A 26,632-nucleotide genomic window follows, 5' to 3' on the forward strand; every position below is an offset into this window, starting at 1 on the left:
CCGAGTGACACTCGACGCAACAACGTGCGGGGAAACATCCAGGAGCATCAGCCGTGACGACGGAGCGGGCTGCGCACATCGACGAGCTGGTTCGCGTTGCGGACGGCCAGAGCAGCGCGCGTGACGCAATCATCCATCAGTCGTGGGTGCGATGCGTCTCCGAACACAAGCTCGATCCGTTGGTGCTGCGCGACGCTCATATCGTAACGTCCGGGCGGCTGCGCGAGCATCGCGACGCCATGGACGAGTTCCTGCACACGGCGCGCTTCGGCGTCGAGATGCTGTATCGTCAGATCGCCGGACTCGGCTATGTGCTGCTGCTCACCGATGCCAGGGGCATCACGGTGGATTTCATCGGCGACCCGACATTCAACAACACGCTTCGCAGGGCCGGCCTCTATCTCGGCGCCGACTGGAACGAGCCGCATGCCGGCACTTGCGCAGTCGGCACCTGCATCGCGACCGAAGAAGCCCTGACGGTGCATCAATCCGACCATTTTGACGCCACCCATATTCCGCTGACCTGCACGGCCGCGCCGGTCTTCGATCCCAGCGGCAAGCTCGCTGCGGTCTTGGATATCTCCGCGCTGCGCTCGCCGGAACCGAAGGCCAGCCAGTTCCTGGCGCTGCAACTGGTCAAGTCGTTTGCTCACAAGATCGAGAATGCGAATCTGCTGAACCGTTTCCGGCAGGAATGGATCATCAAGCTGTCCGGCTCCGCGGAATTCGCCGATGTCGATCCGGACTATGTGATGGCCGTCGATAGCAGCGGCCACATCATCGGCTTCAACAATCGCGCAAGGCAGCTGCTCGCCCGCGAACTGGCCAAGCGTCCGGACCTTCGCCTGCGGGCCGACGGCTTCGGCGTGTCCGACATCTTCGAATGCACCATCGACGATCTGCCGCGCTTCGCCCATTCGCGCCCCACCGGCCAACGCACGCTACGACTAGCCAACAGCGGCACGACGCTGTTCGCGCAGACCTTGCCGCCCCCGAACAAGCTGGCGGCGCCGGCGTCCTCCCGCAGTGAGTCGGCGCTTCCGGCGCCACTACGGAACCTGTTCCGCGGCGATCCCGCGATGCATCACGTGGTGACGCGCGCCGCCAAGCTCATCAACACCCAGATGGGCTTGCTCATCACCGGCGAAACCGGCACCGGCAAGGAGCACCTGACGAAGGCGCTGCATTCGGTCAGTGCGCGGGCAGGCAGACCGTTCGTCGCCGTCAACTGCGCCGCGCTGCCGGAAAGCCTGATCGAGAGCGAGCTGTTCGGCCACGAGGCAGGCGCCTTCACCGGAGCGGCGGCCAAGGGCAAGAAGGGCCTCGTGCTCGAAGCCGACGGCGGCACCCTGTTCCTTGACGAGATCGGCGACATGCCGATCTCGTCGCAGACGCGCCTGTTGCGCGTGCTCGCCGAGCGCGAGGTGACCCCGGTCGGCCGCACCCGGCCGGTCCCGCTCAATGTCCGCGTCATCGCTGCCACCCATCGCGACCTCGTCGCGCTTGTGAAGGCGGGGCAGTTCCGCGAGGATCTCTATTTCCGCCTCAACGGCGCGGTGCTTGCGCTGCCTCCGCTGCGTCAGCGCACCGATATCGAGTGGCTGATCGATCAATCCCTGCATCGGCTTTCGACGGAGCACAAGGCCAACTATGCGCTGACGGCAAGCGCGCGCAGCGCGCTGCTCAAGTACCAATGGCCCGGCAACATCCGCGAGCTGATCAATGCGCTCGATCATGGTTGCGCGCTGTCGAACGACGGCACGATCGATCTTGCCGATCTGCCGGACCGGATCGCTCATCCCCTGGGTGAGGATATCTCCGGAAAGCCGGTACGTGGCAGAGCGGCGACGTCGCGGCAAGCCGATGCGCTACTTGCGGCGTTGCGCAACAATCGCTGGAATGTCTCGCAGGTGGCACGCGAACGCGGCGTCGATCGTTCGACCATCCATCGCCAGATTCTCCGCTTCGGCATCACGATGCCGAAAGACCTGACCTGAGCGCAGTCGCTGCCCGCCGTCGCTGACTGCCACCGTCTGATACGACATCCCTGCCGAACGGTGGCGCGAACCCATTACATAATTGAAATTGCATGTGATTTTTCCTGCCCCAGTCGTTCGGCCACCGTCTTCGGCCCACCCGCTGTCGCAAGCGAAATTCAGCACGCCTCACGACAGCGTGCGCCGTTCGCTGCGGGATCGTAGTATTGTCGTCGGCAGCCGTCGAAGCTAGGATTTCGCGTAGCATTCGATCGCGACGCACGAAGAGATGCACTCCAGAATCAAGCGGATGGTCGCGGCTGCGATCGGACGGCACGGCAAATGGAGGACATTATGGCGTGGCGTGACGACAAGGCCCGGGCAGCCCTGATCCGCGATGCAGCGGGCAGCGTGCCAGCGGGCAAGAGCCCCCGGGCCTTTGCCGAGCCCTTGTTCGGCTACACCAATATCGAGGATCTCGCCAATTACGATGCCGCCTCGCTTGCCCTGCTGGCGGAGCAGGCCTGGGAGCACGTGCAGCGGCGCACGGCCGGCAGCGCCGATATCCGCGTCGTCAATCCGACGTTGCCGAACGGACGCGAGATTTCCGTGCTCGAAATTCTCAACGACAACATGCCTTTCCTGTTCGATTCCACCATGGCGGAGCTCGCCGATCAGGGCCTCGAGGTCACCCTGGTCGCTCACCCGATCATCGCGGTGGAGCGCGACGATGGAGGCAAGCTGCTGCGATTCTACGGGGAAGCACTGCCGGACGGAGCAAAGGGCGCGCGCGAAAGCCTGATTCATCTCCACATCACCCGCCTGGATGCGGATTCCGATCGCCAGAAGCTGATCGACGGCCTGACCAGGACGTTGAACAATGTCCGCGCCTGCGTTGCCGACTGGCGCGTCATGCGTGACAGTGTCGAGGAAGCGATCAAGACGTTCTCTTCCAATCCGCCGCCGCTGCCGATCGACGAACTCGCCGAAGCCAATCAGTTCCTGCAATGGCTCTGCGCGGACAATTTCACTTTCCTCGGCGTGCGCAAATATCGCTTCTCGCCCGACAGCGACGCGTCGGACGACATTACAACCGGCGAAGGCCTCGGCATTCTGCGCGATCCGGACGTGAAGGTCCTGCGTCGCGGCAGCGAAATGGTGGTGATGACACCGGAAATCCGCGAGTTCATGCACGAGCCGACCCTGCTGATCGTCATCAAGGCCAATGTCTCCAGCCGCGTCCATCGCCGCACCCGGATGGATTATGTGGGCATCAAACTCTACTCGCCCGACGGCCGGCTCGAAGGCGAGTTGCGCGTCGTCGGCCTTTTCACCTCGGGCGCCTATACTCGCTCGGTACGGCAGATCCCTTATGTTCGCCACAAGGTTTCGCGGGTGCTGCAGCGCGCGGGCTTCGACCCGAACGGTCATTCCGGCAAGGCGCTGATGCATATTCTCGAAGATTATCCGCGCGACGAGCTGTTCCAGATCGACGTCGACACGCTCTACAACTTCGTCATCGAGATCCTGATCCTCTACGAGCGTCCGCGCGTCCGGGCGCTGCCGCGGGTCGACAAGTTCGATCGCTTTGTCTCCATCCTCACCTTCATTCCGCGCGACAAATACGACACCGACGTCCGCACGCGCGTCGGAGCCTTTTTGGCGCAGGCCTACAAAGGGAAGCTGTCCGCCTCCTACGTATCATTCCCGGAAGGGGCGCTTGCGCGCGTCCACTTCATCATCGGACGCTATGAAGGCAAAACGCCCGTCGTCGACCGCGCCCTGCTCGAAGCCGGGATCAGCGCCATTGCCGCGACCTGGGCCGACAAGCTGAAGGCCGCGCTTACCGCGTCGACCGATGGCATGCGGGCGCGCATGCTCACCAACCGATATGCCCAGGCCTTCAGCGGCGGCTATACCGAGGTGTTCGGCGCGGAACAGGCGATCGCCGATATCACGACCGTCGAAAAGTTGACGCCGGCGCGCCCGGTGACGATTTCGGTTTACCGCATCGAAGGCGACGATCCGAGGCGCTTCGGCCTGAAGGTGTTTTCGGACGCCGTACCGCTGTCGTTATCCTACCGCGTGCCGGTGATCGAAAATCACGGCCTGCGTGTGGTCAACGAACGCACCTATCAGGTCGTGCCCGGTACCAGGCCTGCGCCGGTCTGGCTGCACGACATGACGATCGAGACCAGTGACGGCCTGCCCATCGAGATCAACCCGGAATTCAGCCATCGCCTGGAAGCCTCGATCATGGCGGTGGTGACCGATCGCGCCGAATCTGACGGATATAACGGCCTGATCCTGCGCACCGCCCTAAGTTGGCGGGAAGTCTCGACCATTCGGGCGCTGTCGCGTTATTTGCACCAGATCCGCGCTCCGTTCACCCAGGATTACATGTGGGAGACCTTGCGCAAGAACGCCGCGATCACGGCCAGTCTGGTCGCGATGTTCCAGACCCGCCTTGATCCGCGCCTCGCCTTGACGGAGGCCGAGCGCGCGGCGCGCGAGGCGGCTTTGCTTGCCGAGGTCGAGGAACAGCTCAAATCCGTCGCCTCGCTCGATGAAGACCGCATCCTGCGCCGCTTCACCAATCTGGTGCAGGCTACCGTTCGCACCAATCTGTGGCAGATCGGCGAGGATGGACACCCGCGTCCGGTGATCTCCTTCAAGTTCGAGGCGCGCCGGATCGACGACTTGCCCGCTCCACGACCGCTCTACGAGATCTTCGTCTATTCCCCTCGTGTCGAAGGTATCCACCTGCGCTTCGGCAAGGTTGCGCGCGGTGGCTTGCGCTGGTCCGACCGGCCGCAGGATTTCCGCACCGAGATCCTCGGCCTGGTGAAAGCGCAGCAGGTCAAGAACGCCGTGATCGTGCCGGTCGGAGCCAAGGGCGGCTTCGTGCCCAAGCGCCTGCCGCCGCCTTCCAAGCGCGACGCCTGGCTCGCGGAGGGCACCGAAAGCTATCGCATCTTCGTTCGCTCGCTGCTCGAACTCACCGATAATCTCGACGGCGACATCGTCGTGCCGCCCGAATCCACCGTGCGCCACGACGGCGACGACCCCTACCTCGTCGTCGCCGCCGACAAGGGCACCGCCACCTTCTCCGATGTTGCCAACGCGATCTCGGCCGAGAAGAACCATTGGCTCGGCGATGCCTTCGCATCTGGCGGCAGCCAGGGTTACGATCACAAGAAGATGGGGATCACGGCGCGCGGCGCCTGGACGGCGGTCAAGCGCCACTTCCGCGAGCTCGGCACCGACATTCAGACCATGCCGTTCACCGCGGTCGGCGTCGGCGACATGTCGGGCGACGTTTTCGGCAATGGCATGCTGCTCTCGCCGGCGACAAGGCTAGTGGCGGCTTTCGATCATCGCGACATCTTCATCGATCCTTCACCCGATCCATCGACCAGCTTCGCCGAGCGCAAGCGCCTGTTCGATCTGCCGCGATCGAGTTGGCAGGACTACAACAAGTCGCTGATCTCGCAGGGCGGCGGCGTGTTCTCGCGCTCGCTCAAGGCGATCCCGCTTGCGCCGGAAGTGCGCACGCTGCTCGATCTCGACAAGCCGCAAGCCACGCCTTTCGAGGTGATGACGGCGATCCTGAAGGCTCGCGCGGACCTGTTGTGGTTTGGCGGCATCGGCACCTATGTCCGCTCCTCCGGGGAAAGCGACGACCAGGTCGGGGACCGCGCCAACGATCCAATCCGCATCGCGGGTGGCGACGTGCGCGCCCGGGTGATCGGCGAAGGGGCCAACCTCGGCGTTACCCAGCGCGGTCGCATCGAAGCGGCGCAGAAGGGCGTCAAGCTCAACACCGACGCCATCGACAATTCGGCCGGCGTGAACACGTCCGACGTCGAGGTCAACATCAAGATCGCGCTGGCGCGTCCCGAACGCGAGGGACGCCTCAGTCCCACTGACCGCAACAGCCTGCTTGCCGCGATGACCGACGAGGTCGGCGTGCTGGTGCTGCGCAACAACTATCTGCAGACGCTGGCGCTGTCGCTGGCCGAGCGCAAGGGTGTGGCCGAGACCGGTTTCCTCACTCGCCTGATGCAGTCGCTCGAACAGCGCGGCTTGCTCAGTCGCGCTGTGGAGTTCTTGCCCGACGACGCCGCGCTCACCGAGCGCACACGGCGCGGCCAGTCCCTCGCGCGGCCGGAGCTTGCCGTGCTGCTCGCCTACGCCAAGCTGACCCTCTACGATGACCTGCTCGTCACCAGCGTGCCCGATGACCCCTATCTCGCCCGCGAACTCTCCCAGTATTTTCCGCGCGAGGTTCAGGACAAATTCCCGACCGCCGCCGGATTGCATCGGCTGCGGCGGGAGATCATCGCGACCAGTCTCGCCAATGCGGTGATCAATCGCGGCGGCCCGGCCTGCGTCGTGCGCTTGATCGACGAGACCGACGCCGATATCCCGACCATCGTCATGGCCTATGTGGCGGTCGATGAATGCTACGGCCTGAAGTGGCTCAATGATGCGATCGACGCGCTCGACGCCTGCATCGACGGGCAGCTGCAGCTATCCCTCTACGCTTCAGTGCAGGATCTCCTGCTCTCCCGCATGGTCTGGTACGTGCGCAATGCCGATTTCAAGGACGGGTTGGAGGCCGTCGTCGCGCGCTTCGGCCCGGCGATCCGCCAGATCGTCGCCGGGCTCGACACTGCCTTGCCGCCGGACTTGCAAGCCGCGCGCGTCAAGCGGCGGCAGGAACTCGCCGACGCCGGTGTCCCGGCCGGCCTCGCCGGAGAGCTCGCCGATCTTGACGCTTTGGTCTCGGCTCCCGACATCGTGACGGTTGCCGAGCGCACCACGCGCCCCATCGGCGATGCCGCTGCGACCTTCTACGCCGCCGAGGCGAATTTCCGTCTCGACCGCATCATCGCCGCCGCACGCAGTGTGCCGGCCAACGATTATTTCGAACGCATGGCCATCGATCGCGCCGTCGAGCAGATCGCCGGCGCCGAAAGGAGACTGGCCGCCGATATGCTGGCAACCGGCCAGTCTGGCCAGCAGGCCGTCGAGACCTGGCTCGCGGCTCACCCCGAGGCGACGCGTATCCGCCGCTCGGTGGAGGAGATCGCTGCCAGCGGCCTGACCCTCGCCAAGCTGACGGTGGCGGCGAACCTGCTGGGGGACTTGGTCAAGGCCTGAGGGCGTGCGAGGCAGCGATGTGAGAAGCGCGATGCTGGCGCAGGTAGCTAGCCGGTAAACGGAGGAATCCAATGATCCACGCCACTTGTCATACCGCCGACAATGTTCGCTGCATCGAGTTCGATGCCACACCGTGGTTCAGCGAGGCTGACGCTCCGAGCATTATCGATTTGGCTCAACGAGGATGGACCAGCACTGCGATTGCAGATTCCCTCGAGCACAGACGAGGACGAGGATACGAACGCCTCCACGACCTCATTGAGTATGCGGCGAAGCGACTGCAATTGGAGTCTTTGGAAGACCCAACCTGGGAAACCTTCGAGTGTGTCGTCGATGGACCCGAGGCCGTCGCCTGGCTCGAGAAAAACCGGCCCAACGTTATGGAAAGAATCCCCTAAGCTGGGGGAATCGCAGCAAAGGCTACGGTTGATCGGCGGCAACGAAGCGGAAATGGCGCACCCGACACGATTCGAACGTGTGACCTTTGCCTTCGGAGCAATTTAAGTGTGCCCTACGCAAAATCGCGATGGGGCGCTCAATGCTTCGCTATCCTACTAGTATCATTATAGAAACCTGGAATTGGCGGCCGCAGCGCCTATCCTGCTGCGCGCCCCGATTTCCCTCCAACTGCTTACGTGGTGCTTACGCGGGAGACGGGCTTCAAGTCGGAGAAATTCGATGACCAAGCTCAGTAAGCGGATCGTCGATGCCGCGGAAGCTCGGGACAAGGATTACGTTATCTGGGATGACGAATTGCTTGGCTTCGGTCTCCGTGTGTTCACATCGGGCAAGCGCAGCTATCTAATTCAGTATCGGTCAGCCGGCCGTTCACGCCGATATACTATCGGGCAGCACGGGGTCTGGACGCCGGAGCTCGCAAGGAAAGAGGCCAAGATCCAGCTGGGGCGGATCGCACAAGGTGACAATCCGGCCGAAGAGCGCCAGCTCGATCACAAAGCGATCACCGTCAAAGAGCTATGCGACCTCTATTTCGCCGACTTAAAGGCGGGGCTAATACTTGGAAAAGGCCGGCGCCCGAAAAAGGCGTCAACGATCGTGACCGACACCGGCCGTATCAATCGCCATATCGTGCCACTCATTGGCACCAGGCGCGTAAAAGATCTCGTCAAGGCGGACGTTAACAAGGTCTTGAAAGACATCATGGCGGGCAAAACCCGCGTTAGTGTGAAGACCAAGAAACTCCGCGGCAAAGCGATCGTACGGGGAGGAGTTGGTACCGCCACGCGAACTGTCGGTCTTCTCGGCGGAATCCTCACCTACGCAATGGAAGCTGGAATTATCGAAACGAACCCCGCGCACGGAATTCGTAAGCCGAAGGATAGGGTCCGCAACCGGCGTCTGACCGAAGCGGAGTATCGCGTCCTCGGTGGAATTTTGCGCAAGGCGGCCGAGGATGAGAAATACCAAATCACGACCGATATCATCCGCCAAATTGCTCTTACAGGATGTCGCCGCTCCGAAATGATAAACCTACGGTGGATCGAGGCTGACATGGAAGCAAGCTGTCTGCGTCTCGCAGATAGTAAGGAGGGTGCGTCCACGCGAGCTATCGGGTTGCCTGTGATGGAGTTTTTGGAAACGCAATGGACGGCTAGAACGGGGACTTACGTCTTTCCGGGCCAGGGCGATGACAACCCGTTTGGTAGCTTCCCCAATCATTGGGAAAAAATCTTTCGGAATTCGCCTCTCGCCGACATCACACCGCATGTACTAAGGCACAGCTTCGCAAGCATTGCGAACGACCTCGGATTCACCGAGGTCACGATCGCGGCTCTCGTCGGACACTCAAAAGGGTCGATCACGAGCAAGTATATTCATACGCTCGATACAGCGCTCATCATGGCCGCGGACACCATCTCCGGCTACATCCAGGGACTGCTCGACGGTGTCGAATTCAAGCAGACGGCCTACGCCCTTGACCGCGCCTCTCGAAAGGCGGCGCTTGCCCGCTTCCTCTGCAAGGCCGTCGGCGAGCCCTTCGCAGACGCCGAGCAAGAGCAGCGCTTCGCGGCCTGAAGCCGCCGTGCGGGCTCAGCCAAAAAGGACGACTGACATGCGGCAGCAGGCAAGTGAATGGAGCAGCTAGCTTCAGCCAACGAGTCTATTTTTCCGTCACGGTTTGCGCACGCTCAGGTGTCTTGGCGCCTGGCCGGCATGGGACATGCTAGGTAAGCGATTGATTGTGCTCGGTTTTATTGTCCGCTACGTGAATACCAATGTTGTGATGCATAGTTCGGTCTTCAGTTTTTAGCGCACGCCCCGGTTCCGCTTCGGCAAGTTGGACTTTGTTCCGTACCGTGGGTTTGAATCCCTCCCTCTCCGCCCTCATTTTTCGACAGCGCAGAAGTCCTTCAACTTACAGGGTTTCTTGACCAGCGGGCTTTTGGACGGTGGAGCACTACGGTGGAGCACTCTCTCCCCGCCTTTTGCCAGTCTGAGCGGCTTTTTCGACTGAAAAGTCGCTATCGATGTGGTGGGGTGTCGTGCGGAAGATAGTGCGGCACCGCTGTCCGACGGGGCGCAGCCGAGCACTGGCAAAGCCAACGTTGTCCGACGATGACGCGGAACGCACTTTGCTGGCTCCGGTTTGACGCATATGTAGCATCGGCGGGTCGACGGGCGCGAGCCTTCGGTTGTTCGGCGCCCTCAAGCTTTCCGACGAAGTTGCAAAGCAGGGGAAATTTTACTAGACGCGCGTTTGGTGAGTGCACGCAAACGCTGATTCGGTAGGATCGGGAGATGAACTACAGCGCGCCGATTGCCAGCGGACTGCCGAAGGTTGTCGTTGATCGGTTTGCCGCGGACGTGGCCCGGCAGGTGAGCTACATCCCGGGAGTGGACCTTATCCCCATCATCGCGAGGCTTGGTGGTCGGATTTCCACCCAGAACGTCCTCGATTTCAACCGCATCCCGGCGGGTTCTATCCGCATCGATGGTCCGGCCCAATTTGAGATATTCTTGGCAGCGCACACGGGACCCGTCCGCGATCGGTTCACGATTGCGCACGAGCTTGGTCACTACGTGCTCCACTATCTCTACGCCAACCGCAACGGGACCAAGGTCCAGCGTCTGGAGGCCCAGCGGTACGGGTCCGGCCCTGTCGAATGGGAAGCCAACTGGTTTGCTGCGGGATTTCTGATGCCGGTAGCCGACTTCCGGGAGCGGTTCGTGGCCTTGCGCGGGTCACTCGCTGCGCTCGCTGCGGAGTTCGGTGTATCCTTGGAGGCAGCGAGAATCCGGGCAGAGTCCGTTGGCCTAACTGCCTGAAGCCCGAACGATGGAGACCGGCCCCTTTAGCTCGGCGCTGCGGATGTTCATGAGCGTCGACATCGTCGGCTCTACGGCCTTTAAGCAGGCGGCCAAAGACCGGGCGTTAGAGAAGTCCGCGTCGGACGATTCCGAGCCGCCGCCCGCCGAGCCATGGTTCTCGCCCATCGCCCAGTTCTACCGTGGCATAGAACGTATATTCGCGCGGGAATGGATGCTTTGTACCGAGGCCTCGGACAAGGTCGACTGGCCGGCCGGCAAGCCGCCGGAGCTCTGGAAGAGCGTCGGCGACGAACTCATCTACACCAAGCTCCTTAGCGACCACCGCGAGGCACTCACGACGCTGAACGCGTGGATGAAAACGGTTGATGCCTACCGGAAGCGTCTGAAGGCGCAGTATCCCTCACTAGACCTCAAGTCGACCGCCTGGGTCGCCGGCTTCCCCGTCCACAACGCCGAGGTCGTCTTCCGCTCGTCCGTGCAGGGGTTGAGGGATGCTGAGGACGAGGACGACGAGGTCTTCAGCAATCTTGCCCTGCTCAACGAGTTCTACGCCGACCCGACTAGCCCAAATCTCACCAAGGACTACATCGGGCCCGCGATCGACACCGGCTTTCGCTTGTCGCAGCTCTCGACGCCGAGGCGCCTGGTGATCTCTGTCGAACTCGCGCTGCTGCTCGTTCATGCGGTCCGAACCCAGCCTCACGACTACGCATATGAGCGACCGCGGTTCTTCTTCGAGGGGCGGCACAGCCTCAAGGGCGTATTCGGCGGGCTACCCTATCCGATCTTCTGGCTCGACATGCGGCCTGCGCCGGCGCTGGAGGACAGCGAAGATGAACTCAACGCGCGAAAGCCGCTCGGTACCGACGCGGTGCTCACGTTCTGCCATGAATTCGTGAAAGCGAGCGACGGCTACTGCTTCACGCCGTACATCGTGGGAAACAGCGACCCAACCTTTAACCGGGTGCCGGACCGACACGTGCAGCGCCTTGAGGGGCTTAGGTCGTACTGGGAGAAAGAGGCTCAAAAGCGCGCCGACGAGAAGGTCGCAGGTCTCGAGAAGACGGACTCAGCAGCGGCCGAGCAGAGCGCTGATGAGAGTCTAGCGAAGATTTTGCGCGAACTCGATCCGGGCGCAACCGAAGGTCCAGCTGGCTGACCCGTCCAGCATCTGCAACCAAGCAACAACGAGCTTGCGTCGAAACCTCTCGTTGGAACTTGTCGGTTCGATTCCGTTGTAAGCTGCTTTGCCTTCAGAGCCTGGGTTGAATTCGTTCGGGTGGGACGGCGAGAGAAGTCTGCTCTGTGAACAACGTCGCGACGTCGGTGGCCTGAGCAAGATATGCGTCGAACGCACTCTGCAGGCCCGGAGAAGCGGTCGGATCCAGAACGACGGGGAGCGCATTGTTGTTCGCCGCCACGGCGGCAACGCGGACTTTTTGCTCCAAGTTGCGCATGTCTCCAATCGCCTTGTTTAAGTCGGTCATCGTCGTCGGCGTCACAAGCTTTCCCCCGATATAGACGACCTGGCTCAATCCGAGAATTCCGAGCAGTGCTTGAGGAATCTCGAACGACGACAATTGAGTGATCCCGCCGATGATGAGGGCGGCAGCGACGACCAGGCTGAAGATAAGGCTCTGATATCGATAGACGTCGAATTCGCCGTCCGTCGTAAGCAAGTCCCGCCAATGTGCTTCATTCGCTATGGTATGACGCGCGGACGGCAACCAACCTTTGCGAAGAAGATAAGCTCGGTTATCCGGCGACAACGTCGTTCTCGAGTTGTCGGCGCCTTTTGCGACCGTGGACCCGATGCCGGCAATGCCCATCAGCAGGAGGACCGTGCTCGATATGTCGGACAGCGCGCCGGTTTTGAGCAGGAAATAGGTGATCAGGCCGAAAACGATCAAGGAGAACATCAATACTTGGAGCTTTCCTAGGCTGGCCTTCCCGTCTGGGCCTGCAGTCATCGCGATCGGGTCGAAGTAGGCCAGCGCGTTTCGCGGACGGTCGGACCTGAATGCTAGTCCTGCAAGAAAAAAGCTCGCTACGACGACCGCCCACGCGACCACGGCGCTATATAGCGCCGGGCTAATGATCACGCCGGCGTCAGAAACCTTCAGTGGAGAGCCATTCTGACACGTGAACAGATAGATTTGCGATTGCCGCCAGGGAGCGCTTAGAATGTCCGGGAAATCGATGCTCACGATGGTACGGTCCCTAGCGAGCAGACGCTTCTTCACAAGCGTGTCGGTATCTCCCGCCTGGTGAGCGCGTAGTTGGGGTCGATCCAGGATGATCGGTGCGCCCTGGCCGGTGTCGATAGCGGCAAAGTACACGTCGTTGCCAGTGAAGGGCTCGTCGATACCTATGTCGACCGTGCTCCCCATCGGCAGTAAGGAGCTGCCGACGATGAGCCGGCCACCGATTTGCCTTCGCTTGTTCTGCAGCTCGGAAATGGCATCGTCATCAGTGATGCAGAGGTCTCGTTTGTCATACCGCCTCCTCTCCGGTGCGGCGGCTTCCGCCGTGGGCGCGGTTGGTGCCGCCGCCGAAGTCGGCGGCGTGGAGTTTGATTCCTGAGCTGCGCTCCCCTCGATGGAAGATAGCGAGAGAATCATGCAGACGGCGAAGCCAAAGAATGTCCGCATGAATCAAACTACTGGTTTCGGGGGTGACTTGTTCAAGGAGAAGCTTTCAATGAGGTGAGGCTTGAGCGGCGTTTTTGGAATGAAGCGGGGTTCATCGGGTGTGTGCGCACCGTGCTTTGGGTTTTCCTGCCAGTCCTCACGTGAAGGGACGGCGTCCAAGCCGACGACGAAAAACTCGATGTTTTCTTCGGTGATCCGCATCCTCACGAAGTTGTTGTAGGCGCCGATTCGCAAGGCGCTGAACGCATCGTTACGGTTCATCTGCAGGAAGCGGCAGGTAAACATCATGTTCCAGCCAAATAAGCTGGAACCCAGCACGAAACCGACCGGAAACATTTCGATGAGCAGTGCGAGCAGCCAAAGATGCACGCTGTAGGGGCCTTCGAACGAAAAGTAGCTCGCGTTCAGAGCTGCATAGTAGGTGCCCGCACCGATCACCAGCGCCGCATGTGCAAGGGAGTGCAGGGCACTAGTCAGAATCACGGCGTGCCTTTTCGACTTCTCCTGCTTGATCGTGTAGCCCATCAGGGACCACGCGAAGATCGCGACGATAGCAAAATACATATCCCAATGCGGCCGTAGGGAGATGGCGATCCCGAAGACGAAATAGATGGCGCCCATCAGGACGGAGAAGTCCCAGTTCGTGAGCGCGAAATACAGGTTGCGCCATACCAAGGACTTGCTGACCTCGAAGTCGGGATAGACGGCGGGCTCAGCTCCAGTATCCGACGCGCGAGCCAGGGTCAGCGATTGTTTGATACCGCAGCGCTTCAAGGAGATGGTGTTCTCCAATTGATGAGTCGGATGCAGAAAAGCGCCTCCTCCGCCGGAGGTGATGTACTGCTGATTGTTCAGGCCGGTGTATCGATTGTAATGGTGCGTGTCGCCTGACAGAACGACCGGCACCGTCAGTCCTCTTCCCGCATTCTCAGCAAGTTCGATCGCATACTCGACGATTTCCCACGACGTAGATTCTGACGATGCCTCCACGTACAGCCAACCCGGTTCGGCGCTGCAGAGCACGATTTTCGAGTTCTCGGGCATGTTCTCGGCGATCGTCTTGAAGTAGTCCGCCTGAGGCTGGTCCATATTGTCGGCGAGTTGGATATCGACAGCCCAGAGCCACCAGGTGTCCGTGAGCTGGTTGGCGAAGTAGCTCCGCCGCTGGACGGTGCGCCAACTGCCGAAACGGACCGGTTTGGCGCGGCAGAACCAGGCGAGGAAGAGCGTGAGGCCATCGTACCAATCGTGGTTGCCCGGAATCGCGAAAAGCGGTGTGCCGGCGGCTTCCTCCGGACGCGCATCGGGTGACGCCCAGGCGTAAGGCCAATACAACTGGTACCTATAGGCATTGGCGGTGGCTTTCGGATAGACCTCGTCGCCCCCCATGATCAGGGCTCGGCCCCGGGGAAGGTCCCTGCCACCGATCTTCAATTCCTTTTGCGCGAGCAGAGTGGCGACCGCATAGGTGCTGTCGAAGCCGTCTCCGAGATCCGCGACGAAATCAAGCCAGAGAGCTCCGTCTGGCCCCGGTTGAAGCGTCCGTCTCGTTTCCTGTGCGCGCTGCAAAAGCTTCTGCGTGTCCGTCGTGTCGAGCGCGGCGATCAGCAATCGCCTGTCGGCATACGACCCGAAGATCGAAGACAGAACGACGTTCACCAACAGCTTGAACAGCAGTACCGGATTGAACCAGTGTGCCATGCGCGGGTAGAGCTTGAAGTTGTGGATCGGCAACTGCGGCATGAGCGGCTCCTTTCAGCGTAGGATAGTGCAACACACCGCGGGCCGTTGCGTGGGAGGGAGTCCTGTCCACAACTTTTGGTAGTGCTACTTTAGATGGTGCGCCAAGCCAGGAGGCGGTCTGCTTCCGGCTGGTCGCGGTGCCAACTTCAGAGCGGAGGCAATGCCAGCGTTGTCCGCAGGCTGTCGCCAACCGGTTCTGGAGACGCTTGAAAGGCTCCGCACGCGCGGCGCGCCGCTCGTAGGCGAAGTAGTGCAGTATAAAGACGCGTATCGGCTCTGCTACATCCGTGGGCCTGAAGGGCTTCTCATCGGACTCGCCCAAGAACTCAGCTGAGCGCAATACGGAGACAAATGGGTCCGCCGCGTTAGCCGCACGGCGGAATGCCCCGCGCGTCGGCGTCCTCCTGCGTGGTCTCTCCGTAGTCATTCCCGTCCTTGTCGGTGATGTTGACGATGTTCGAGTCTGCCGCCTTCTCGTAGCAACGAGAGGTCGCAGCGCTCTCGAACGACGGGTCGGGACTGCCAATTGTTCTCCGGAACTTCAGGACGGCATCGCAGTGTTTCACAATCGCGCCGATGTCCTCTCCGTGCAGCGATGTGATCTTCAACTCCTCGATGAACGCCCGGCGCGCTCGTTCGCTTTTGGGGCGCGCGGCTTGCTTCAGGCGGGCGGGTGGTTTCGGTAGCTTCTCTTTCACCGCGCTTCTCTTTGCCGTCGATTTTCGGGCCTTTGCCTTCTTTGCCTTGGGCGACTTAGTTTTGCTTGCGTTCTTTTTCGCCATTCATACCCCCTGTCATGGTCTAATGCGGGAATTGCGAAGCCCGGCCCTGAGCTGCTCGTTGACATGGAACGCCTGAGCTAGGGGCGACAGCGATTGGCCGCCGCGGGCTAACCGGCCGAACGTGAACACGACCTGGTGGGTCCGCTCACGATTCGCGTTGAAGAACAAGCCGGACTGGTTCACCGACCCGGTGGAGAATTTCCAGGTGGGCGTTATGTCGCCGGAAACCGTCTCCTTGATGGAGACGGTCTGCGTGAGAACGTTCTTTTCGCCGGCGATCGCGTTCTTGTCATCGTCGGGACTGTCTGCGAGGCCCACCGTGACGAGCTGGATCCTCGTCTCGAGCAACGGCAGTATCTTCAAGTCGATGTCGACAAGCGGGGAGCCCTGCTGGCCGGTAGATGGATGTCGGCAGGGGCGCTCTTGATTGTTCGTGCGGAAGAGGTCTGGCTTGTACAGGGCCGACAAGGGATAGAAGACATTGAACGTATTGTCGTTGGTGGCGACCGAGGCGCCGGAGATGCCCCCGCCCAACGTGAACACCGGGGACAATGGCGACACGGGGGCCCAAAGGCCGGACGGGTTCAGGGTCGACGACTCGGAAACAGTCAGGTCGGTAGCGACTTCGACGCCCCAATCGACAAGATAGCTGCTGTAGGCACGCCGACTTGGCCTCTTGCGAGCCAGCTCCAGATCGTTCTCTACCGCGAGGGTCACCGCATAACTCAGTTCACACACAATGCTGCGGACGAGCGTGCGGTTCATCCTCTCGACGTCCTTCGTCTCCGAGTTCGGCCAGTCCCGCTGGCTGGGGATGTAGGTCCCGCAGGCGACTTGCGACAGGCATAAGGACAGACAAAAGACAAATCGCAATCCCATCGGCGGCCGCCTCCAGCGGCGAAGCAAAACGAAACGTCGGCGCCTACGCGCCGCAAAAAGATCTCGAGAGAAGAGGCCCCACCAACCGCAGGTAGAGCTCACAGCAATAAAAACATTTCCAGCCTAGTAGGCGCCCCTTCGGAAGTCTGTCGCCCAACTACAACACAAGGACAATTTTTGGTTGTAGATTCGCGCAGTGCGTTGCAACGCGAAAGCGCGGCGTAGCCCAGTTCTATTCCGCGGAGCATTTGCAACGTCGGGAGAGTGGGCACCGATGGTCCGCGGCTGGAGAAGGCACCTAAGAAAATTGAATTTCCGAGGGCAACACGGACATTGTCAAAAGCTGTTGCGACCAAACCTCCAAGGGGCCATGTGGGTCGATCTGAGGGCAACGATCTGCGCAACGCTGGGCCTCAGGGCCGTAAGGAGGATATCAGTTCGACTGGAGCCACGAGGTGGTCCTGTTGAGCGGGACCACGGTCATGGTGAAGGTCGCCCACGTCCGGCTCTGCCACAGCCGCATGCAACAGGCGGTAGGCCGGCGGCTTTCGCATCTACGTCGACGGTTATTTGGTGCAGCCGAATTGCGCCGCCGACCTGCAACAGTCATTCTTTGGTCTATGATGGCGATACCGCATTTGAGTTCTCTCGTGAAAGTTGTAGATTCTGGTGACTGGGGGAATTAGGTGGTCCGCGGCAACCAATGGATACGTCCCCGAGACAGGGGGCATCGTGGGGGATCGGGAAGAGCTTAGGAGCGCGTTTTACGAGTTGCTTCAAGAGAAGGGTCTAAGTCATCCCGACGGTCGACCGCTCTACGCTTATCGGTTTGCGCGTACGGACTATGACCATATCTGCAACGTCCTGAAGCGATTTGGTCCCTCGGCAGTTTTTCACCGACATGGCGCGGCGCTCGTCGTCGCTTACGTGGCCGAATGGTTCCGACGCGAGCGCAGCGGAGGTCATTGGGATTGGATTCGGCCGCTAAGGAGCGTTGGCTACGAGTATGGGCCCCACGCTCGGATCCAATACCGTGACATAGAGAACCTGGTGAGTTCTGGTTTGGCCGGGTGGCGGCGACCTGAACCGAGAGGCAGCGAACGGCTCCTCGCCATAGTCAGAGAGGCCGGTTTTCCGGTCGCCTCGGTTCGAGAAGATCCGCGAATTGCGTCGTGGCTCAAGAACGCGGTCAGAAGCGCGGAAAAAGGCTTCTCAGTTCAGGATTCAATTGGCGCGGAAGCATGGCGCGTGTCCGAACGGTTGGCACAAGCGCTGTTCGAGCCGGCTACTGAACTCTGCGACAAGATCATAGAGCTACGCGCTTGCCTCCCCACACAGCCGGAGCGGGGGACCGATCCCGTCGACTACCTCGATCAGACGAGACCAAATTGGCGCGACGAGCTTCCCTTCGATGTGGAATGCGAAGACATCCGCACGATGGTCGAGGAAATCGTGCGGCTGCGCGAAGATCCCGGAGCCGCCCTCGATGTAGTTCGCACTCTCGTTCTATCCGACGATGGATGGCGTCCCCGCGCGTCGCTTGGATTGTCCGGCAATGTTGATCTGAAGCGACTACCTCCTAGCGTTAGTGAAGCCGTGCGAAATGGTCGTCGAGTTCGAATCTTTCCGCGGCCACCGTTCTGCGACGAGCTCGTCGCCGTAGCGGCCATCGAAACGGTCGAGGCTGATGACGAACCGGTGCACGACCTTCGGCGGTTCGTCGCGACCTTTGAAGCTCCTCTTGCTTTGGCGAACGAAGCGCGACTTCTCGTGCAATCCGGGAATAGTACGATCGGTGAGTTCATTGCGCCCGGCGGAGACTCGCTGCTCCACCCGATCATTGCCCTTCAGATCGAGCAAGTGGGCGAGGACGGCGCTCCCAAGAGCCTGCGAGTCTTGGGAGGTTCGCCGGCCCAAACTGGCCGGCCTGTGCTCGCTCTTGCAATCCAGGAAGAACATTTCCATTCGGTCTCATTTTCCGATGGCTTTACAGATCTTGGTCGCTGCGTTGAATCAGACCATCGCGTCGTCAGTTTCCAGGGAACCGCTAGCGCCGTACTTGGAGGGACGCGTTGGACATGGCGGACCGCCGCCGAACGCGAAGTCGACGGTCGCTTGGTTCTCGTCGGAGGTCTCGTGCCGAGTGTGCGAGAGCCGGTCTTTCTTGGCGTTCCGCAAGTGTGGATCGAGCGCGAAAACCATTTGTCGACCCCGCGCCGCAAATCGCTTCATTGGCGCCCGCGCGGAAGAGGGATTTGGCATCCGATCGACAAGGGCAAACCTTGGGGCGATGTGGACCTGGCTGTAATCGAAGACGACGAGCTGCGCTACGCGATAGGCGCATCTATCGTCCCGCCAAGTTTCCAAATCGAAGTGCACCGCCGAAAGCGCGAGCTCCGTATTGCAGATGTGCAGACTCGAATCGTTGCGGCTCGCGCCGAGGATGAGCTGAACGTTCGATTGGACGGCGAGCACGCCGTCATTGCTCTCGGAGTACCCACAAAAGCGGCAACAATAACGCTTAACCTTAGGTGGGATGCCGAACTCCAATTGACGTTTGCGGACCCTAGTTATGAGCTGCGAATAGTCGATGAGAACGATCTCCTTATGCGGTCAAGGACGACATTATCAGTCGATGCTCTAAAAGGGCTTCGGCTGATAGCAGCCCGGGAGGTTTCTCTGTGCATGGAATTGCGCGCAAACAATATTCAGCGGATTTCAGTCTCCAGGACCGTCTCGGGAGAAGTGCCGCTTTCAGCATTTGCCGACACCATCACTCAGTTACTCGGTAGTTCGGAAAGCCTAGATGCTCAAGTCCGTCTGTCCGCCCTCGGCGCGAGCGATCACATAGCAGATGTTCGGTGGTATGATGACGAGATCGATCCCTTCAATGCACCACCCGCAAATGCGTTCGCCGCGCTCGGAGTCCTGCACCGGCTTGATGTCCGTGCATTCTGTCTAACGCGCCCCGCGGCCGGCACAGTTGACGTCGTGGCTCCTGCGAGCCAGGCGACCATGCGATCGGAGCTTGCGATCAAACTGCCGCCCGGGCCGTGGTTGATATTTGGACGGCGGCGACAAGGAGCCAAGATTAGGCCAAGGATTGTCCCATCGGTAGGAACAAGGGCCAAGGCAGAGGCTGAGAGTATGGCCTTGGAACGTGCGATCGAAATCGCGGCGTCAGATGTACGCCTGATTGAGCTTCTGCAAGCCTATTCGAAGCCCGATCAGCTTTCCCAGCGTGAGCGTCGAACGATCATGGATCTTCTCGTGCTCTCAAGGAAGGAGGGGCTGCCGATTTCCTCGGTAGACGCATTGAGGTTGCTCGGGCGTTGCCCAAGGCTCGCCGTCTCGCTACTCGCATCTTGCGAGTCGCTGGCAGAACGCGCCGCTCTGCTCGATCTACAGCGTGAGTTGCCATTTTTGTGGTGCTCCACCTCCGTTGCGGATTGGCTCGAAGCGTTTTCGCTTCGCCTAAAGCAGATAGGCGAGAAGCTCGCTGCTATCGGAATCGAAAGCGCAGCGGCGATCAGAAGCATAAGTAGTGCCCTTGACGATATCGTCAATCTGAGGCCCGAGTTGTCGGGACATGCAAAATTTGTCTTTCTCGCTTGCGTCGCTACGGAAATGGCCAAGCAGAGAAAGACGATCGACGGAACAACGCTCCATTTCCGTCAGTCCCCTCGTCGCGACGGAATCCGGCGCGAAGTGGATCGGCTCATCGGCCGGCATGATGACGATACATCGCCCCCGCAAAACATATTCACTCCAAAAAGCTTGCTCTCAAGGCGACCGTACTTTGAGCCTTACAACTCGAATTTTGCCGAGGTTATCGCGGCGCCGCTGCTTGTCGCCGATCATGCAAGCGGAAAGACTGCGCTTGAGCGAGACGAATTGCGGCGTAGTCGCGACGCGTGGCTGTACGATCCGGAGTATTTCGAAGCAGTTTTTCCAATGGGGTTGGATGAAGTGCTTCATGATTCTGTGAGCGCTGGGGAGAAGGTGCGGGCATGATTGATCTCGATCGCATGATGACGCGGTTGCCAGAGCAGGCAGCTAACGCCATCATCGGAATGTTGCGTCCACGCTCTCGCACCCTGGCAAGTTACTTGCGTAGTGTCTGGGGGGCGCCGGCCGGAAGCCCCGGTTCCCTGATTGCCGAGCCGTTCGTGGAAGGTGCTTTCCCCTGGCTGCCATTGAAGGGAGGATGGTCAGGGCTCGACCAAGGGATATTCGATCGCCGAACGATCGACGTGCTCAATTCCGTATCGTATCCGCCATATGCTCACCAGGCGGAGGCTTGGAAGCGCCTGACGTCCCCCGATCCAAGCTCGGTGATTGTGTCCAGCGGCACGGGCTCGGGTAAGACCGAATGCTTTCTCGCGCCGATTCTCGATCGGCTCATTAGGCTGTCCGATCGGGGGCAAAGGCAGCTGGAAGGCGTGCGCGCTCTGTTGCTTTATCCGCTCAACGCATTGATCAGCAGCCAAGAGGAGCGGCTGGAACGCTGGTTCGCACCCTTCGGAGGCAGCCTGCGATATTGCCTCTACAACGGCGAAACGCCTGAAACGGCCCGAGCTTCTGTGAGAGCCGAACGGCCGTGGCGAGTAGGCGACCGCACCGCGCTGCGCGCCTCGCCGCCGCCAGTGCTCGTGACAAACGCCACGATGCTGGAATACATGCTGATCCGTCAAGTTGATGCGCCGATCCTGGCGCTGTCTCGTGGCACGCTGGACTTCATCGTGCTCGACGAGGCTCACTCGTACATGGGAGCGCAAGCCGCGGAGATTGCGCTTCTTCTGCGCCGCGTTGCGCTCGCATTTGGCCGTACGCCCGATCAGATTCGCTATGTGGCGACCTCCGCCACCATAGGCGGAGCGAATGCGAGGGCGGAGCTCCATGATTTTCTCTGCAATCTCTCTGGTGCACCACGTGACGCCGTGGATGTTGTTGAAGGTTATCGCGCGCCCCTTCCGCCGATGCCGGCCTCTCAAGATGGTGGTCAGGTTTCGGTAAACGACCTCTCCGAGTTTGATCCGCTGGAGAGCGGCCGAATACTGGCCGAATCGAAGAGGTTGCGAGCTGTGCGAGAAGGGCTTCGGTCCGGCCAAATCTATTCCTGGCGTGGTTGGGCTCGCGAAGCGGCCGCGCTCGGTGTTGGACAGAGCGATGCGACAAGATTTCTCGTGGAAGCGGCCAGGGCGAGGGATCCCCAGGCCGACCCGGCGATGGCTGCCATCGGCGGAGATTCCATTCTTCCAAACCGAGTTCACCTATTTCATCGGACGGTGAATGGGCTCTGGACGTGCATAAATCCCCACTGCTCAAAGAGTCCTGCACAGGGAGTTGACGGCTCCGATTGGAACTATGGAGCGATCTTCTCGGAAGCTCGCGAACATTGTCCGTATTGCGAGTCAATCGTGTTGGAATGGGTCTGTTGCCAGCTGTGTGGCGACGGAGCGTTGCGAGCCGAGGAGCTTGATGGTGGTTCCCGAATTGCAGCATGGAGCGAAGGTGACGACGAGGATGAGTTCGAGCAGACGCTCGAGCGAGAAGACCCAAGCGAAGACGCAGAGGACGATGAAGGGGCGACGATAGATGCACCGACCTTTGTCTCGCGCCGATATCTAGCCTATCCCCCGAAGCCCGGGTCACGTCGACTGGACCTGGATTTGAGAACGGGAAAATTGGACGAAAACGCAAATGTAACGTTCGCTGCAAGTCGGGACATCCTGGAATGCCCGTGTTGCACGCGGGCGCCAAATCGGTTCGATCCCAACCGCGGTGCATTGCGGCCAGTCGCTGCTGGCGCGCCGTTCCTGATGGCTCAGATCACTCCAGGCTTTCTTGCGGACTTGTCGCCGGAGCTTGATGCGTCCGAGCCGCTTCCGTTCGATGGGCGTCGCCTCATTACGTTTACGGATGCCCGCCAGGGCACGGCGAGGCATGCGGCCAACGTGCAAGTCGCGTCTGAGCGGATGTTTGTCCGATCATTCATTTATCAGTTTGTCCAGGAAGCGCCTCCTGTCGATCAACAAGAGCTCGAGGCCCTGAACGCAAGGATCGCGCGGCTCAGGGAGTTTCCGGACGATCCCGAATTCACCCGACTGGCAGAGGAGTCCGAGCGCCAAAGATCGGCCATGCTGGATGGGCGCGCGAAGCGCTGGCGAGAGCTCGTCCAGCGGTTGGCCGGGCACACCACGGTCAATTCATTCCTGAGAGAGTTGTGGACCACAACCAACCGAGACGATCGCTTCCAAGATCCAGAGATGCTCGCGGAATTCCTGCTGTACCGAGAAGCGATGAGACGGCCAGTCCGAGCTAACTCGGCGGAGACACTCGGATTGTTTCGATTCGAACTACCTGGGATTGACCGCGCGGAGCCGCGGGTTCCTCCGGCCGCGCAGCGCATTGGAATGACCGATGAGGATTGGCGAGACCTACTTCGTCTCTTGGTCACGCATTTCCTGCGGACGAACGTCGCGCTCGACTTTCCACGATGGTGGTTGAGTTGGATAGACCGACGCCAGAGCCATATCGAGGTCAAACCGTGGAGCCCTGGGGAGAGATCGAGCCGATATGTGCGTCTTTGGCCAAACGCACAGGGCCCGCGGCTAACGCGCGTAGTACGCCTTCTGTTTCAGGCCCTGCGACTCGATCCTGACAGTCGCACTGACAAGGACAGCGTGGACGAAGTACTCACGGCTGCTTGGCGAGCACTCTTTCGTTTTTTGACGGCCTCGGACAACGGATTCCGTTTGCGGCTGGGAGATCTCGCTGTTGCTCGAGTCGACAGGGCATTCTGGTGTCCAACAACGAGAAGGGTGCTGGACACGACCATTCGAGGACGAAGTCCCTATGACATCGACGGGGTTCACCCCGTCGCGACGCCCATTACAATGCCACGCCTGCCATACTCTTGGCGTCGGGATCCGGTCGGGCAGATCGTGACCGAAGACCGGATCGACGACTGGCTGGCAACTGATCCGATCGTTGTGTCGCTTCGAAGTCTTGGAAGATGGGGCGATCAACAGGACCGTGCAGCGAAATTCTCGCCTTGGATACGCGCGGCGGAACACTCCGCACAACAGCCGAGCACGACACTCCGCCGGTATGAGAGGGAGTTCAAGGCCGGTAGGATCAACGTTCTTGGCTGTTCTACCACCATGGAAATGGGTGTCGATATCGGCAGTATCGAGGCGGTGCTGAATACGAATGCTCCGCCAGAGATCGCGAATTATCGCCAGCGCGTTGGTCGGGCAGGGCGGCAGCGTCAACCGATCGCAGTAGGACTTACGCTCTGCAAAAATCGCCCACTCGACCAAATGACGATTTCGAATCCGATAGAGTATCTCCAACGTCAGGTGCGAACACCTCGGGTGAGTCTTGACAGCCCGACCATCGCAACGCGTCACGCCGCTGCACTTCTCTTGTCGGAGTATCTTTCAAGTCTTGGATCGGAATTACACAAGCTGACCAATCAGGCATTTTTTGGTCTCGCGGCGGAGGCGAACTCACCGACTGATCCACCACCGGCCTCGGCCTTCGTGGCTTGGCTCGATACCGTCCCTTCGGCTCCGACGCTGTTGGACGAGCTGACATCGTTGCTGGCCGGTACTCCCGTCCGGCCGGGTTGGGATCTCGTTGAAGTGCTGAGAGCTCGTATGGATCGGATCCACTCCGAGATTCAGGCTGAATGGCAAGCGCTGGCGCCTGCCATCACGGATGGCTTGGCTGGAGATGTCGAACTCGCGGCGATCAACAGGGCGCGAGAAGTTCAGAGACTTCGTTTGGAGAGAGGGTATCTACTAGGTGAGTTGGCCGGCAGGGGCTTCCTTCCATCCTACGGCTTCCCAACCGACGTCGTTCAATTCGTAACCGAGACAGCCAGCGAGAGAGCGGCAAGAGCGCGCCGAGTTGAGGAGGGTGGAGCGCCGCAAGAGCAGAGCTTCGGTCGAGGTTATCCGTCGCGGTCACGCGAAGTGGGTATCTATGAATACGCGCCAGGCCGTGGGATCGTTGTAGACGGTGTTGTTCGCGAGTCTGGAGGCGTCACTCTCAACTGGCAAAGGCCCATATCACAAGATGGCCTTCGCGAGATACAAAGCTTGAGAACGATGTGGTCCTGTAGGACCTGCGGCGCCCTGAGCTCGAAACCGTCCGCTGTTGGTCAAACGCCCTGCATCGAGTGCGGATCGAGTAACTTCACGCCGATCAGATATCTAAGCCCTGGAGGGTTTTCGGTCGATGTTCGGTTCAAGGTGCACGACGATCCATCTGATCTCGGCGGATCGAGGGTTATAGACCCGTGGGTTTCGGCCCGAGAGGCGCCGTGGCGCTCACTGCCAGACCCTGACATCGGCCGCGTGCGTGCAAGCGCCGACGGAACGGTTTTCTGGTTCAATCCCGGGGATCACGGACACGGGTATGCAGTCTGTCTTCATTGCGGCCGTTCTGAAGCCGAGACAGTGGCGTCTGGCGGGTCTGGCCTAACAGGCCACAGGCCGCTGAGAGGTGCGCCAATGGCGGCCGATGGCCAAACCTGTAGTGGCGCTCCGGAATACTCTCCCTATGCGGTCGTACGAAATCTCAATTTGGGGCACGAAATACGTACGGACGTCTGCGAGATCCAGCTCTATGACTGTCGTTCGAGGGACGTTGCGTTGACGATCGCTCTCGCGCTACGTGAAGCCGTAGCAAAGAAGCTGGGCATTGACGCTGACGAAATGGGCTTTGCGGCGCCAGCTGCGCCAAACAACCGCGGCGTGGATTCTTATAGCGCAGTGATATTCGACAGGGCCAGCGGAGGAGCGGGTTTCTCGACCGTGATCGCACGCGACCCTGTGGCTTATTTGAGGGAGGCGCTTACTTTCCTCGACTGCTCGGCAATAGGTCGATGTGGAGACCGAGATGCGGTGCGGGTTTGTCCGCGTTGCGTTCTCGCGCCGGATGCACAGCACACAGTAGAAGGCACGGATCGCTTGAGTGCCTATGCGTTGCTGGCGCAGTTACTCTCGCGCATTTCACTTCCTGAGCAGCATCGCCTGTTTGGGGTGCGGACGGTGTACGAATCGGCTGCCCTTGCGGACGCGCTGAACGATTTGATTTCAACAAACCCAGCGGCCGAACTGACGCTGATGTTGCATGGTGACCCAAGTGCGTGGGACTTCGAACGATGGCCGGCCGCGTCCGTCATAGAGCGGTGGGGCGCCCGTGGACGCAGCGCATCGGTCGAAGTCAATGGGGCGATTTTGCAGCAAGCGGATGCGGTTACTCGCCGAAGAGTTGTCCTTTGGCTCGAAAGGGCGAGAGCTTCACTCCGGAATATGTCGCCGGGCAATGAGGATTTGCTTGCGGTGGTCACCGAGGGCGGGCGAGAAATCACCGCGTGGCGATCGCTTGATCGGTCAGCTTATTCCATCGATTTGAATTGGGCGAGCACCACTGAGGCTCCCGTCGTCCGAGGCAACCTAGAAGCGGCGTCCGAAAACGCGAGGAATATCGATCCACACACGTTGCTTGTCGAAAGAATACGTGAAGCGATCTTCGAAGTCGGTGCTGAACTTGATGGGCCCGTGGACGGCTTTGGAAAGCGGTTCAAGGCTCTCCTCGCGGGACGGAACGATACTCTCGCGGCCGTGCTCTCAGAGCCCTGCATCGAACTGCGGTACTCAGATCGGTATCTTTTCAGTCCTCTCGTGGTAAGGCTTGTTTCCGAGCTGTTGAGAGGCTTTTCCGATCAGAACACTGAGATCTTCGTAGACACCCTGCTGCAACGCCGTGACCAACGTCGCCCGAAGATGGGAACGACGGTCAAAGATGATTGGGCAGACATGGATTCTCGTACAGTTGTTTTTGAACATTTGCTCAAGGGGGTATCCGCTACAGCAAGGCTAGGACTACACCAGGATCTCGCTCACCGTCGTCGGCTCAGTTTCCGTACCGCTCGAGGAGAAGGGACGATTTTCTTCGATCAGGGCGTCGGATCTTGGAGTGCCGTGGGATCAGTTGCCTTCAATCCAATGGCTGCAATTGGGGACCAGCTTCAGGCAATTCAGGCACCATTTCTTGTTAAGAACGGAGGAAATGGCACATTTTTGGCGTGCAGACTGGATTGACGGATTGGGAACGAAATGAGAACAGT

Annotated in this window: 12 protein-coding genes and 1 pseudogene; 9 read left to right on the forward strand and 4 right to left on the reverse strand. The window is 60.3% G+C overall.

Annotation, left to right across the window (positions count from 1 at the left end):
* The first annotated feature begins 53 nt into the window (after window positions 1–53).
* The 6 genes from ACVMDN_RS38845 (at window position 54) to ACVMDN_RS38870 (ending at window position 11,592) form a co-directional block, all read left to right on the forward strand.
* The gene (locus ACVMDN_RS38845; protein ID WP_076824606.1) at window positions 54–1,997 is read left to right on the forward strand and encodes a sigma-54-dependent Fis family transcriptional regulator; all 1,944 of its coding nucleotides are present in this window, start codon (window positions 54–56) and stop codon (window positions 1,995–1,997) included.
* Window positions 1,998–2,318: 321 nt separating this feature from the next.
* A complete protein-coding gene (locus ACVMDN_RS38850; protein WP_076824608.1) occupies window positions 2,319–7,142 on the forward strand; it encodes an NAD-glutamate dehydrogenase in 4,824 nt (1,607 codons plus the stop codon).
* Window positions 7,143–7,213: 71 nt separating this feature from the next.
* Window positions 7,214–7,540: a hypothetical protein gene (locus ACVMDN_RS38855; RefSeq protein ID WP_456843668.1), complete on the forward strand. Its 327-nt coding sequence runs from the start codon at window positions 7,214–7,216 to the stop codon at window positions 7,538–7,540.
* A 280-nt stretch (window positions 7,541–7,820) separates the two neighbouring features.
* Window positions 7,821–9,179: a tyrosine-type recombinase/integrase gene (locus ACVMDN_RS38860; RefSeq protein WP_456835835.1), complete on the forward strand. Its 1,359-nt coding sequence runs from the start codon at window positions 7,821–7,823 to the stop codon at window positions 9,177–9,179.
* A gap of 723 nt (window positions 9,180–9,902) precedes the next feature.
* On the forward strand, window positions 9,903–10,430 hold the full coding sequence (locus ACVMDN_RS38865; protein WP_456835834.1) for an ImmA/IrrE family metallo-endopeptidase: 528 nt from the start codon (window positions 9,903–9,905) through the stop codon (window positions 10,428–10,430).
* Window positions 10,431–10,440: 10 nt separating this feature from the next.
* Complete coding sequence (locus ACVMDN_RS38870; RefSeq protein ID WP_456835833.1) at window positions 10,441–11,592, forward strand: hypothetical protein; 1,152 nt, start codon at window positions 10,441–10,443, stop codon at window positions 11,590–11,592.
* 94 nt (window positions 11,593–11,686) lie between these two features.
* On the opposite strand, the gene ACVMDN_RS38875 is transcribed toward ACVMDN_RS38870, so the two are convergent.
* Window positions 11,687–13,084 carry a hypothetical protein gene (locus ACVMDN_RS38875; protein ID WP_456835832.1) on the reverse strand — a complete coding sequence of 466 codons (1,398 nt, stop codon included), beginning with the start codon at window positions 13,082–13,084 and terminating at the stop codon, window positions 11,687–11,689.
* Window positions 13,085–13,087: 3 nt separating this feature from the next.
* A complete protein-coding gene (locus ACVMDN_RS38880; protein WP_456835831.1) occupies window positions 13,088–14,827 on the reverse strand; it encodes a metallophosphoesterase in 1,740 nt (579 codons plus the stop codon).
* 193 nt (window positions 14,828–15,020) lie between these two features.
* Here ACVMDN_RS38880 and ACVMDN_RS38885 point away from each other — a divergent pair.
* Window positions 15,021–15,161, forward strand: a pseudogene (locus ACVMDN_RS38885) (VOC family protein); the annotation flags it as partial.
* A gap of 31 nt (window positions 15,162–15,192) precedes the next feature.
* Here ACVMDN_RS38885 and ACVMDN_RS38890 read toward each other — a convergent pair.
* Both ACVMDN_RS38890 and ACVMDN_RS38895 read right to left on the reverse strand, forming a co-directional pair.
* Complete coding sequence (locus ACVMDN_RS38890) at window positions 15,193–15,609, reverse strand: hypothetical protein (protein WP_456835830.1); 417 nt, start codon at window positions 15,607–15,609, stop codon at window positions 15,193–15,195.
* A gap of 12 nt (window positions 15,610–15,621) precedes the next feature.
* A complete protein-coding gene (locus tag ACVMDN_RS38895; RefSeq protein ID WP_456835829.1) occupies window positions 15,622–16,374 on the reverse strand; it encodes a hypothetical protein in 753 nt (250 codons plus the stop codon).
* 846 nt (window positions 16,375–17,220) lie between these two features.
* Here ACVMDN_RS38895 and ACVMDN_RS38900 point away from each other — a divergent pair.
* Window positions 17,221–20,502 carry an STY4851/ECs_5259 family protein gene (locus tag ACVMDN_RS38900; protein WP_456843669.1) on the forward strand — a complete coding sequence of 1,094 codons (3,282 nt, stop codon included), beginning with the start codon at window positions 17,221–17,223 and terminating at the stop codon, window positions 20,500–20,502.
* Window positions 20,499–26,606: a DEAD/DEAH box helicase gene (locus ACVMDN_RS38905; RefSeq protein ID WP_456843670.1), complete on the forward strand. Its 6,108-nt coding sequence runs from the start codon at window positions 20,499–20,501 to the stop codon at window positions 26,604–26,606. The genes ACVMDN_RS38900 and ACVMDN_RS38905 overlap by 4 nt, the downstream gene beginning before the upstream one ends.
* Window positions 26,607–26,632 lie beyond the last annotated feature (26 nt).

Source organism: Bradyrhizobium sp. USDA 4510 (genome assembly GCF_054059095.1).